Origin of the sequence: Prauserella shujinwangii (assembly GCF_003001955.1) — a bacterium.
In the GTDB taxonomy this organism is placed as follows: domain Bacteria; phylum Actinomycetota; class Actinomycetes; order Mycobacteriales; family Pseudonocardiaceae; genus Qaidamihabitans; species Qaidamihabitans shujinwangii.
This window is the reverse complement of sequence record NZ_PVNH01000004.1, coordinates 104,974-116,798: the sequence shown is the minus strand read 5'-3', so window position 1 is coordinate 116,798 and position 11,825 is coordinate 104,974. Positions and strand designations below refer to the sequence as shown.

At 71.9% G+C, this 11,825-nt stretch carries 11 protein-coding genes; 3 read left to right on the top strand and 8 right to left on the bottom strand.

The features are described from left to right. Nucleotides 1-8: 8 nt before the first annotated feature. From serA to B0I33_RS10270, 5 genes are all read right to left on the bottom strand, one after another. Nucleotides 9-1,607 carry a phosphoglycerate dehydrogenase gene (gene serA / locus B0I33_RS10290; protein ID WP_106178391.1) on the bottom strand — a complete coding sequence of 533 codons (1,599 nt, stop codon included), beginning with the start codon at nucleotides 1,605-1,607 and terminating at the stop codon, nucleotides 9-11. Between the two features lie 196 nt (nucleotides 1,608-1,803). After that, nucleotides 1,804-2,064 carry a DUF397 domain-containing protein gene (locus tag B0I33_RS10285; RefSeq protein WP_106178390.1) on the bottom strand — a complete coding sequence of 87 codons (261 nt, stop codon included), beginning with the start codon at nucleotides 2,062-2,064 and terminating at the stop codon, nucleotides 1,804-1,806. A gap of 94 nt (nucleotides 2,065-2,158) precedes the next feature. Then, a complete protein-coding gene (gene ilvC / locus B0I33_RS10280) occupies nucleotides 2,159-3,172 on the bottom strand; it encodes a ketol-acid reductoisomerase (RefSeq protein ID WP_106178389.1) in 1,014 nt (337 codons plus the stop codon). Between the two features lie 25 nt (nucleotides 3,173-3,197). Beyond that, complete coding sequence (gene ilvN / locus B0I33_RS10275) at nucleotides 3,198-3,704, bottom strand: acetolactate synthase small subunit (RefSeq protein WP_106178388.1); 507 nt, start codon at nucleotides 3,702-3,704, stop codon at nucleotides 3,198-3,200. Next, nucleotides 3,701-5,554: an acetolactate synthase large subunit gene (locus tag B0I33_RS10270; RefSeq protein WP_106178387.1), complete on the bottom strand. Its 1,854-nt coding sequence runs from the start codon at nucleotides 5,552-5,554 to the stop codon at nucleotides 3,701-3,703. Before B0I33_RS10270 ends, ilvN begins: the two co-directional genes overlap by 4 nt. A gap of 307 nt (nucleotides 5,555-5,861) precedes the next feature. Here B0I33_RS10270 and B0I33_RS10265 point away from each other — a divergent pair, with 307 nt between their 5' ends. Together B0I33_RS10265 and ilvD are read left to right on the top strand one after the other, a co-directional pair. Beyond that, complete coding sequence (locus B0I33_RS10265) at nucleotides 5,862-6,401, top strand: PH domain-containing protein (RefSeq protein ID WP_106178386.1); 540 nt, start codon at nucleotides 5,862-5,864, stop codon at nucleotides 6,399-6,401. A 23-nt stretch (nucleotides 6,402-6,424) separates the two neighbouring features. Continuing rightward, nucleotides 6,425-8,269, top strand: coding sequence for a dihydroxy-acid dehydratase (ilvD, locus tag B0I33_RS10260; protein WP_106178385.1), 1,845 nt, complete (start codon nucleotides 6,425-6,427; stop codon nucleotides 8,267-8,269). A 111-nt stretch (nucleotides 8,270-8,380) separates the two neighbouring features. Here ilvD and B0I33_RS10255 read toward each other — a convergent pair whose 3' ends face one another. Then, nucleotides 8,381-8,971 (bottom strand): DoxX family protein, encoded by a 591-nt coding sequence (locus tag B0I33_RS10255; RefSeq protein ID WP_106178384.1) that lies wholly within the window; start codon nucleotides 8,969-8,971, stop codon nucleotides 8,381-8,383. Between the two features lie 56 nt (nucleotides 8,972-9,027). Next, the gene (locus B0I33_RS10250; RefSeq protein WP_106178857.1) at nucleotides 9,028-9,942 is read right to left on the bottom strand and encodes a 2-hydroxyacid dehydrogenase; all 915 of its coding nucleotides are present in this window, start codon (nucleotides 9,940-9,942) and stop codon (nucleotides 9,028-9,030) included. A 93-nt stretch (nucleotides 9,943-10,035) separates the two neighbouring features. Here B0I33_RS10250 and B0I33_RS10245 point away from each other — a divergent pair, with 93 nt between their 5' ends. Then, entirely contained in the window at nucleotides 10,036-11,232 is a 1,197-nt protein-coding gene (locus B0I33_RS10245) for a PQQ-dependent sugar dehydrogenase (protein WP_106178383.1), read from the top strand. 86 nt (nucleotides 11,233-11,318) lie between these two features. Here the strand turns inward: B0I33_RS10245 and B0I33_RS10240 are convergent, their stop codons facing one another. Then, complete coding sequence (locus tag B0I33_RS10240) at nucleotides 11,319-11,825, bottom strand: hypothetical protein (protein ID WP_106178856.1); 507 nt, start codon at nucleotides 11,823-11,825, stop codon at nucleotides 11,319-11,321.

Here is an 11,825-nt window from a genome sequence, read left to right as displayed (position 1 = left end):
TGGGCGGGTTATTCGAAGGTGACCGCGCGGATCATGCGCGCGTCGACGGTGGCTCCGATGGGCTCCAGCAGGTGCGAGTCCACGGCGCGGTCCACACGCAGCAGCATGACGGCGTCGGAGCGGTCGGTGGTCTGGCTGATCTGCGCCGCCTCGATGTTGATCCCGGCCTCGCCGAGCAGCGTGCCGACGCGGCCCATGATGCCCGGCCGGTCCGGGTACTCGAGCAGCAGCACGTGGCCCTCGGCCCGCAGGTCGAAGTGCCTGCCGTTGACCTCGACGAGCTTCTGCACCTCGTCCTTGCCGATCACCGTGCCCGACACCGCGTGCACCGTGCCGTCGGCGTGCACCGCGCGCACCGTGAGCAGGCTGCGGAAGTTCGGGCTCTCCGGCTCGGTGCTGACGGTGACCTGCACGCCGAGGTCGTCCGCGAGCCGCGGCGCGTTGACGAACGTCACCTGGTCCTCGACCACGCCGGAGAAGACACCCCGCAGCGCGGACAGCTGCAGCACCGACACGTCCTCGGTGGAGAGCTCACCGCTGGCGACCACCGACACCGACTGCGGCGGCTGCGTGCTGAACGCCGAGAGCACGGTGCCCAGCTTCTGCGCGAGCGGCAGGTACGGCCGGACCTCCTCGCTGACCCGGCCGCCGCCCGCGACGTTCACGGCGTCCGGCACGAAGTCGCCGCGCAGCGCCAGCAGCGTGGAGCGGGCGACGTCGGTGCCCGCGCGGTCCTGCGCCTCGGCGGTGGAGGCACCCAGGTGCGGGGTCACCACGACGTTCGGCAGCTCGAACAGCGGGCTCGATGTCGTCGGCTCGCTGGCGAACACGTCGATGCCCGCGCCGCCGACCTGACCGTCCCGGACGGCGTTGGCCAGCGCCTCCTCGTCGACCAGCCCGCCCCGCGCGGCGTTGACGACGAGCACGCCCTTCTTCGTCTTCGCCAGCGCCGCGGCGTCGATCAGGCCCTTCGTCTCGGGCGTCTTGGGCAGGTGGATGGAGATCGCGTCGGCCTGCGCCAGCAGGTCGTCGAGCGAGACCAGCTCGACGCCGAGCTGCGCGGCGCGCGAGGCCGAGACGTACGGGTCGTAGGCGATGACCCGGGTGTCGAACGCGGCGACCCGGTGCGCGAACAGCTGGCCGATCTTGCCGAGCCCCACCACGCCGACGGTCTTGCCGTTGAGCTCCACGCCGGTGTACGCGCTGCGCTTCCACTCGCCGCCACGCAGGCTCTGGTCGGCGGCGGGCACGCGCCGGGCGACGGCGAGCAGCAGCGCCATCGCGTGCTCGGCGGCGGAGACGATGTTGGAGGTGGGCGCGTTGACCACGAGCACGCCGCGCTCGGTGGCCGCGGGCACATCGACGTTGTCCAGCCCCACCCCGGCGCGGGCGACGACCTTCAGCTTGCTCGAGGCGCCGAGGACCTCGGCGTCGACCTTCGTCGCGGACCGGACGAGCAGGGCGTCCGCGTCGGCGACCGCGGCCAGCAGCGCCGGACGGTCGGTGCCGTCCACGTGCCTGATCTCGACCTCGTCACCGAACACGCTCACCGCGGAGGGCGCGAGCTTCTCGGCGAGGAGGACGACGGGCTGGCTGGAATTGGTCACGATGGCCCTTTCACAAGATCGGGTACGGTTCGCGCTGCCCTTCGACTCGGTGATCGGGGGTTCATCCCCTGGGACGCGCTCAACGGGTCACCACACTGTGCCCGGACGCGCGCAGTCTAGCCCCGGAGTGGGGGCGCTGTTAACTCCACCGCAACCGTCCCAGCAAGCGAGACGGCCATCATGCCAGGTCAGCGGCTCAGGACGGGCGGTCGAACTCGCCGTCCCGCACCCCGGACAGGAAGGCGTCCCACTCGGACGGGGTGAACACCAGCACCACGGCGTCCGGTTCGGACGACGATCGCATCGCCACGTAGGTGCAGCCGTCGGTGTGGGGCACGAACCCGAACTCGACGGTGTCCGCTCCCGGCAGCAGCCGCCGCCACTCGGCGCGGGTGAGGTCCAGCTCCTCGCGCAGGTTGGCCTTGTTGTCGACGCCGAGGGGGCGTTCGTCGTTCATAGGCCCGCACCGTAGGCCATCGGGTCCCGGACACGCGCGAGGTCACCTCACCTCTCACCGGGTGAGGTGACCTCGGCGAACGTTCCGTAGCGTGTCAGGCCGTCTCGGTAATCGGACGGTCCACCCACGACATGAGGCCGCGCAGCTTGCCCCCGGTCTCCTCGATCGGGTGCTGCTCGCCCGCCTCCTGCAGCTTGCGGTAGTTCGGGCGGCCCGCCTCGTCCTCGGCGACCCATTCGCGCGCGAACGTGCCGTCCTGGATCTCGGCGAGGATGGCCTTCATGTTCTCCTTGACCTGCGGGCCGATCACGCGCGGGCCGCGGGTCAGGTCGCCGTACTCGGCGGTGTCGGAGATCGAGTAGCGCATCCGCGCGATGCCGCCCTCGTACATGAGGTCGACGATCAGCTTGAGCTCGTGCAGCACCTCGAAGTAGGCGATCTCCGGGGCGTAACCGGCCTCCGTCAGCGTCTCGAAGCCGGCCTGCACGAGGGCGGACGTGCCACCGCAGAGCACGGCCTGCTCACCGAACAGGTCGGTCTCGGTCTCCTCGGTGAACGTCGTCTTGATGACGCCTGCCCGCGCGCCGCCGATGGCCGCCGCGTAGGACAGCGCGAGCGCCTGCGCGCCGCCGCTCGGGTCCTGCTCCACCGCGATCAGGCAGGGCACGCCCTTGCCGTCGACGAACTGGCGCCGCACCAGGTGACCGGGGCCCTTCGGGGCGACCATCGCGACGTCCACATTGGCCGGCGGCTTGATCAGCTCGTAGCGGATGTTGAAGCCGTGCCCGAAGAACAGCGCGTCGCCGTCGGACAGGTTCGGCTCGATGTCCTCGCTGTAGATGGCCCGCTGCTTGGTGTCGGGCGCGAGGATCATGATGACGTCGGCCTCCCTGGCCGCGTCGGCGGGCGTGAGCACCCGCAGGCCCTCGTCCTCGGCCTTGGCCCGCGACCGCGACCCCTCGGGCAGCCCGATGCGCACATCGACGCCGGAGTCGCGCAGGCTGAGCGCGTGGGCGTGGCCCTGGCTGCCGTACCCGATCACGGCGACCTTGCGACCCTGGATGATGCCGAGATCGGCGTCGTCGTCGTAGAAGATTTCGACTGACATGAGGGGAGGTTCTTCCTTTCGTTCTTCAGCGTGTGGCGGTCGCCGTGATGGACCGGGCGCCCCGGCCGACCGCGACCATGCCCGACTGCACGAGCTCGCGCACCCCGTACGGCTCCAGCATGCGCAGCAGTGCGTTGATCTTGTCGCTGGTGCCGGTCGCCTCGATGGTGAGCGCCTCGGGCGACACGTCCACCACCTTGGCACGGAACAGCTGCACGGTCTCGAGGACCTGGCTGCGCACCGTGGCGTCCGCCCGCACCTTCACCAGCAGCAGTTCGCGCTGCACGGAACTGGCGGGATCGAGCTCCACGATCTTGATGACGTTGACGAGCTTGTTGAGCTGCTTGGTCACCTGCTCGAGCGGTAGCTCTTCGACGGCGACCACGATCGTCATCCGGGACACCTCGGGGTTCTCCGTGGGCCCGACGGCGAGGGACTCGATGTTGAAGCCGCGGCGGGAGAACAGGCCGGACACGCGGGCGAGCACACCCGGGACGTTCTCGACCAGGACGCTCAGCGTGTGGTTGGTCATGCGGTCACCTCGTCGTCGTCGAACAGCGGGCGGATGCCGCGGGCGGCCATGATCTCGTCGTTGCTGGTTCCGGCGGCCACCATGGGCCACACCTGGGCATCCTTGCCGACGACGAAGTCGATCACCACGGGCCGGTCGTTGATGGCCATCGCGCGGTGGATGACCTCGTCGACCTCCTCCTTGGTCTCGCAGCGCAGGCCCGCGCAGCCGAGTGACTCGGCCAGCAGCGTGAAGTCCGGGATGCGGTGCTTGTGCGTGCCGAGGTCGGTGTTGGAGTACCGCTCCGCGTAGAAGAGGTTCTGCCACTGGCGCACCATGCCGAGGTTGCCGTTGTTGATCACGGCGACCTTGATCGGCGCGCCCTCGATGGCACAGGTGGCCAGTTCCTGGTTGGTCATCTGGAAGCAGCCGTCGCCGTCGATGGCCCACACCTGCTTGTCTGGGTGGCCGAACTGCGCGCCCATCGCCGCGGGCACGGCGAAGCCCATCGTCCCGAGCCCGCCGGAGTTGATCCACGTGCCCGGCTTCTCGTAGGCGATGAACTGCGCCGCCCACATCTGGTGCTGGCCGACGCCCGCGGTGTAGATCGCGTCCGGCCCGACGAGCTTGCCGATGCGCTCGATCACGAACTGCGGCGACAGCGAACCGTCGGCAGGCCACTCGTAGCCCGCGGGGAACGTGTCCCGCCACGAGTTCACCTGGGTCCACCACGCGTCCAGGTCCGGCGGGCCGGACCGCTCGTTCTCCGCCTTCACCGCGGCGATGAGCTCGGTGATGATCTCGCGGCAGTCGCCGACGATCGGCACGTCCGCCTTGCGGTTCTTGGAGATCTCGGCCGGGTCGATGTCGGCGTGCACCACGGTGGCGTCCGGCGCGAACGACGAGAGCTTGCCCGTCACCCGGTCGTCGAACCGGGCGCCCAGCGCGAGGAGCAGGTCGGCGCGCTGCATCGCCGCGACCGCCGCGACCGAGCCGTGCATACCGGGCATGCCCAGGTGCTGGGAGTGCGAGTCGGGGAAGGCGCCGCGCGCCATCAGCGTGGTGACGACGGGGATGCCGGTCAGCTCGGCCAGCTGGCGCAGCTCCTCGGAGGCCTGCGCCTTGAGGACGCCACCGCCCACGTAGAGGACCGGGCGCCGCGAACCCGCGATCAGCCGCGCGGCCTCGCGGACCTGCTTGCCGTGCGGGCGCAGGGTCGGCCGGTAGCCCGGCAGGTGCGTCTCCGGGGGCCACGCGAACGCGGTCATCTCCTGCAGGACGTCCTTCGGGATGTCCACCAGCACCGGGCCCGGCCGTCCCGTGCTGGCCAGGTGGAACGCCTCGGAGATGACCTTCGGGATGTCGGCGGGGTCGGTGACGAGGAAGTTGTGCTTGGTGATCGGCATCGTGATGCCGCAGATGTCGGCTTCCTGGAACGCGTCGGTGCCGATGAGCGCCCGCGTCTGCTGCCCGGTGATCGCCACGACCGGCACCGAGTCCATGTTCGCGTCCGCCAGCGGGGTGACCAGGTTGGTCGCGCCGGGGCCCGAGGTCGCCATGCAGACGCCGACCTTGCCGGTGGCCTGCGCGTACCCGGTGGCCGCGTGCCCCGCGCCCTGCTCGTGCCGCACCAGCACGTGCCGGACCTTCGTCGAGTCGAGCAGCGGGTCGTAGGCGGGCAGGATCGTGCCGCCCGGGATGCCGAACACCACTTCGACGCCGACCGCCTCGAGCGAGCGCACCAGCGACTGCGCACCGGTCACCCGGACAGGTGTCCCGGCGGGCGGCCCCGGCTTCGGGCGGGCTCCCAGTTGGCTGGGCGAGGGAGTGGACCCAGCGTTCGATTCCGATCGCGAGGTGGCGCTTGTCATCGGTTCTGCCTCGTGGAGTGTCGGTGCTGCGGTGGGCTCTTCAGTTGTGTCGTGGCGATCCAGGCATCAAAAAACCCTCGCCGACCGGAGAGGTCGCACGAGGGTCGCGCGTCGATGCAGAGGCTCTTCCCTAAGCGTCGACGCGCTGGGGAAGTACGAGGCCGATCTGCGGTGTCACGGGCACGACGTTAATCGCCCGCCGTCACAGGTGTCAACTTGGCGGGATGGTGATTCCGGATACTGGACACTCCGACTGTCGGGCTCCCCCGCTTTCCGCGCGCGAATCCGTGCCGTGCAGTATCGAGGCGTGAACGAGCAGGCCGAGTCCCCGGAACCAGCGCGGTCGGAGCTGCCCCCGCCGCCCCCCGGCGGCAGGCGGGCCGTGTTCCGCATCCCGGGCATCGCCCTGCTGTCGGTGGTCATCCTCCTGTTCTGCGTGACTCCGGCGGCGTTCGCGCTGCCCGGGCTGCAGGTGCTGTACCTGCTCCCGCTGGGAGTAACCGTGTGGGTGATCCGCACGCGCACGGTCGCGACCAGGGATGGTCTCACCGTGCGGACCGTGTTCGGCCGGAAGGAGCTGCCGTGGGCGGCGCTGCGCGGCCTGGCCATCACCAAGCGGTCGAAGGTGCGCGCGGTACTGGCCGACGGCGGCGAGGTGCGGCTGCCCGCGGTGCGGACCCGGCACCTTCCCGTGCTCTCCCTCGTCAGCGAGGGCAGGCTGCCCGACCCGTCCGGCGTTCTGGCCGACGACGGGACGGACAGCGGCGCGGGCGACCCGGGCCGGTCCGAGGAGCCCGGTGCGACCGCGGGCGAGCCGCGGCAGGACGAGCGGCCCGAGGAGCGCTGACCAGGGCGGCGTAATCTGACGCCATGCCTGCACTGCGCTCCCGCATCACCACCCACGGCCGCAACGCGGCCGGCGCCCGTTCCCTGTGGCGCGCCACCGGCATGACCGACAGCGACTTCGGCAAGCCGATCGTGGCGATCGCCAACTCGTACACGCAGTTCGTGCCGGGCCACGTACACCTCAAGGATCTCGGCGACGTGGTGGCCGAGGCGGTGCGCGAGGCGGGCGGTGTGCCCCGCGAGTTCCACACGATCGCGGTGGACGACGGCATCGCGATGGGCCACAGCGGCATGCTCTACTCGCTGCCGTCACGGGAGATCATCGCCGACTCCGTCGAGTACATGGTCAACGCGCACCAGGCGGACGCGCTGGTGTGCATCTCCAACTGCGACAAGATCACGCCGGGCATGCTCAACGCGGCCATGCGGCTCAACCTCCCCACCGTGTTCGTCTCCGGTGGACCGATGGAGGCAGGCAAGGCCGTGGTGGTGGACGGCGTCGCGCACGCGCCCACCGACCTCATCACCGCCATCTCGGCGTCGGCGAACTCCGCGGTGGACGACGAGGGACTGTCCGTGGTGGAGCGTTCCGCGTGCCCGACGTGCGGATCGTGCTCGGGCATGTTCACCGCCAACTCGATGAACTGCCTCACCGAGGCGCTCGGCCTCTCCCTGCCGGGCAACGGGTCCACATTGGCCACCCACGCGGCGCGGCGGGCCCTGTTCACCGGTGCCGGCCGCACCGTCGTCGAGCTGGCCAGGCGATGGTACGAGCAGGACGACGAGCGTGCGCTGCCCCGGTCGATCGCGAACCGGAAGGCGTTCGAGAACGCGATGGCCCTCGACATGGCCATGGGCGGCTCCACCAACACCGTGCTGCACATCCTCGCCGCCGCGCAGGAGGGCGAGATCGACTTCACGATCGACGACATCGACGCGATCGGCCGCCGCGTGCCGTGCCTGTCCAAGGTGGCGCCGAACTCCGACTACCACATGGAGGACGTGCACCGTGCGGGCGGCATCCCCGCGATCCTCGGCGAGCTGCACCGCGGGGGGCTGCTCAACGCGGACGTGCACGCGGTGCACGCGTCCTCTCTGGACGAGTGGCTGTCCACGTGGGACATCCGGGCCGGGTCGCCCTCGGCGGAGGCGGTCGAGCTGTTCCACGCGGCCCCCGGCGGCGTGCGCACGACGGAGGCGTTCTCCACCACCAACCGGTGGTCGTCGCTGGACACCGACGCCGAGCGGGGCTGTGTGCGGGACGTCGCGCACGCCTACACCGCCGACGGCGGGCTCGCGGTGCTGCGGGGCAACCTCGCCGAGAACGGCGCGGTGATCAAGTCGGCGGGCATCGACGAGGAACTGTGGCGCTTCCAGGGCCCGGCGCGGGTCGTGGAGAGCCAGGAGGAGGCCGTGTCGGCCATCCTCGGCAAGCTGGTGCGGCCCGGGGAGGTGCTGGTGGTGCGCTACGAGGGTCCCGCGGGCGGCCCCGGCATGCAGGAGATGCTGCACCCGACGGCGTTCCTCAAGGGGGCCGGGCTGGGCAGGAAGTGCGCCCTGATCACCGACGGCCGGTTCTCCGGCGGGTCATCGGGCATCTCGGTGGGGCACGTCTCGCCCGAGGCCGCGGCGGGCGGCACGATCGGGCTCGTCCAGGACGGCGACCAGATCCTCATCGACGTGCGCGAGCGCACGCTACGGCTGCTGGTCGACGACGACGTGCTCGCCGAGCGGCGCGCGAAGATGGAGGCCAGCGAGCGGCCGTGGCAGCCGGTGGACCGGCAGCGGCCGATCACCGGGGCCCTGCGCGCCTACGCGAGGATGGCCACCTCGGCCGACACGGGCGCCGTCCGCGACCCCCACCGCTGACCCCCACCCGCCAAGCCGGAGGAGCAAGGGAGCTTTACTACCGCCAGACGGTAGTAAAGCTCCCTTGCTTCGCATCAGTGGGGCGGGAGGGGCGCCTGTGGGTGAACGGGTTCAGCGGCACAGCAGCAGGACCGCCACCGTGCCGCCCGCGGCCAGGACAAGACCGGCGAAGCCGAACGGGAGCGTGTTGCGGCGCCACGGCGTGTTCTTGTCCAGCGCGATCCGGCCCGAGCCGGTGAACATCAGCGCGAACGCCGCGGCGGCCAGCATCAGCTCGTACTCGTAGCCGGTGCCGTCGCTCAGGAAGAACCCGCCGCTGAACTTCACGTAGACGATGTTCGCCGCCACCCCGAGCAGCGCGGCGGCGCCCAGCGGGGTGAACAGGCCCAGCACGAGCAGCACGCCGCCGGCGAACTCGGCCAGCGCCGTCACCCAGGACAGCAGCGTGGTCTGCGTGGTGTAGCCCAGCTGTTCCAGCATGCCCGCGAAGCCGCCGATCCCCGGCCCGCCAAACGCACCGAACAGCTTCTGCAGGCCGTGCACGGTCATCGTGCCGCCGAGCACCAGCCGCAACACGAGCAGCCCCAGGTCGAGGCCGCCGTGCCAGCGCTCCGGCTCGTCGGCCAGCCGGGATTCGAAGTCGTCGGACCGCGGCAGGGTCGTCGTCTCCTGCTCGCCCAGGCCGTCGTCACGTGTGGTCATGCGCGCGGAGAGTAGAGCATCCGGGCGAATCGCGGGAGAACGACACCGTGCACGATCTAGTACTCGCCGTGTACGAGGTTGTCCGGCAGCTCCCCCTGCACGTAACGCTCGATCTCCGCGACCGCCACGACGTACGAGCGCCGCCTGGCTCCCCGCACCGACCCGGCCACGTGCGGCGTGAGCAGCAACCCGGGCGCCGTCCACAGCGGATGGTCGGCCGGCAGCGGCTCGGGATCGGTGACGTCCAGCGCCGCCCGGATCCGTTCCGCGCGCAGCGCGGCCAGCAACGCGTCGGTGTCCACCACCGGTCCCCGCGAGGCGTTGACCAGCACGGCACCGTCCGGCAGCGCCGCCAGGAACGCCGCGTCCACCATGCCCCGCGTGCGGGTGGTCAACGGCACCATGAGCACCACCACCTCGCTGTCCGGCAGCAGCGCCGGCAGCTCGTCGACGCCGTGCACGCCGTCCCGCGCGGTGAGGCCGACCATCGTCACCCAGGTGTCGAACGCCTCCAGCTTGCGCCGGAGCTGCCTGCCGAGGTCACCCGCGCCGACGATGAGCACCCGCTTGCCCTGCAGCGTGTCCGTGCTGCGCGGCGCCCACTCGCCGGCCCGCTGCGCCCCGGCGAACCGCCCCAGCTCGCGGAACGTCGACAGCAGGACAGCCATCACCCATTCCGCGGTGCTGCCGCCGTGCGCGCCACGGCACGTGGACAGCAGCACCCCGGGCGGCAACTCGCCCACCCAGTCCTCGGCACCCGCCGAGAGCAGCTGGATCAGCTTCAGCCGCGGCAGCCGCTCCAGCAGGCCGGGCGTGTCCTCCGACCACGCGAACCCGGGGATCAGGACCTCCGCCTCGGCGGCCTCCTCCGGCAGCGGCTCGCCCACGGTGTAGCGGACCGGACGCACTCCGGCGACCTCCGACAGCGCCACCACGCCGTCGTCGTCGGGAACCAGCACGGTGACCGTCATGATCGCCATCGTCGCCCACGCGGGCGGCCCGCGCGCACCCGGGTGCCCCGGCGACCCGCTTACCCGCCGTTCACGGCGCCCCGCCTACGCTCGATGATCGTGCGGACCCGGCAGCCGAGGAGGTCGTGGCCGCTGGCGCTGGCCGCCAGTGGCGTGCTCGCGCTGTCCGGCTGTGCCGACTTCGACGACAGCGCCGCGGGCCAGAACTGGGAACCCGCGCCGGAGCTCTCCGCGAAGGCGGGACCGCAGCCGCAGCTGCCCGAGGCGGGCACGCCCGCGGTGCCCAGCAGGCCACCCGGCTCGCCCACGCCCGTACCGCCACCGGACGGCTGCACCGACTACGACGAGGCCGTGATCGCGACCTGCCTGGACACGGTCGCGGCGGTCGCGGCACTGCCGACGGACGGCTCCTCGGTCACCGCGCTGGCCGGGGAGCGGCGCAGCGGCCGGGTGCTCCTCGTGGGTACCGACGCCGAGCAGACGGAGTTCGCGACGATCCCGGTGGTCGCGACCGGGGACGGCGGGCTCACCGGTCTCGCGCTGTCCCCCACCTACGCCGAGGATCGGCTCGTCTTCGCCTACATCACCACCGCCACCGACAACCGGGTGGTGCGCTTCGCCGAGGGGCAGCCGCCCAAGCCCGTGCTCACCGGCATCCCGAAGGGCGCGAAGGGCAACCAGGGCGCGCTGCTCACCGACGGCAAGGGCGCGCTGCTCGTCGCCACCGGGGCCGCGGGCGACCCGGCCGCGGCGCGCGACCCCGGCTCCCTCGCGGGCAAGGTGCTCCGCATCGACGCGGCGGGCCGCCCGGCGCCGGACAACCCCGACCCGTCCTCCCCGGTCATCGCCGCCGGCCTGCACTCCCCCGGCGGCCTGTGCAAGACCGAGGACGGCTCCCGGCTGTGGGTCACCGACCAGGCACCCGACCGGGACGCGGTGTACCGGATCGAACCGGGTGAGGACCTCACGGCGCCCGCGTGGACCTGGCCGGGCAGGCCCGGAGTCGCGGGCTGCACCGACTGGAAGGACATGCTCGCGGTCGCCACGTCGGGCGAGGGCAACGTGCAGGCGCTGCCGCTCACCGGAGACGGCTCGGTCGGCGGCAAGCCGCAGGTGACCATGGACGGCAACAACGGCACCAGCTACGGCAGGCTGGACGGCTTCGACCCGGTCACCCCGGAGCTGGCCGTGGCGAGCACCGTGAACAAGGCCGGAGGCGACCCGGTGTCCAGCGACGACCGCGTGGTGCTCATCGTCCGCCCGCCGTCATCGGGCGCGGGCCGGGACTGACTCGTGAGTGCGGAGCCGCAGCGGCGCGGAGCGCCTCCACCAGGGGTGGTGGCCGGGCGACGGGCGGGCCTCACCACGCTTTTCACTCACGAGCCCCGGCGTCTGGTCACGGGACGGGGTCTGCGCGCCTCGGCCCTGGCCGCCCGCACGTCGAACCCGGCGCCCAGGAGCGAGGCCACCGCGGCCACCAGAGCCAGGAAGCGCCCGGGGCCGGCGTCCACGGCGACCCCGCCTGCCGCCAGCACCGCCCGCTGGTCCGCGCCGAACTGCCACGCGATCAGCACCCAGCCGAGCACCAGGCAGACGAGCGCGACGACGGCCGCCACCAGCCACAGCTGCGGCAGCCCGCTCGCCCGCACCGTCGCCGACCGTCCGGCCGCGAGCACCGCCAGCCCGGTCGCGAGCAGCAGCAGCGGCGGGAACCACGCGAAGAACGTCGAGTCCCACGCCGAGCGCGCCACGTCGGCGGAGGGCAGCTCCGCCAGCACGGCCCGCATCTCGGGGTCGTCGGCGTGCAGCCGGGTCCACGGCAGGAACAACGAGGCGAGCGCGAGGAGCCCGGCCGCGAGGCCGAGCCACTCGCGCCACGACAC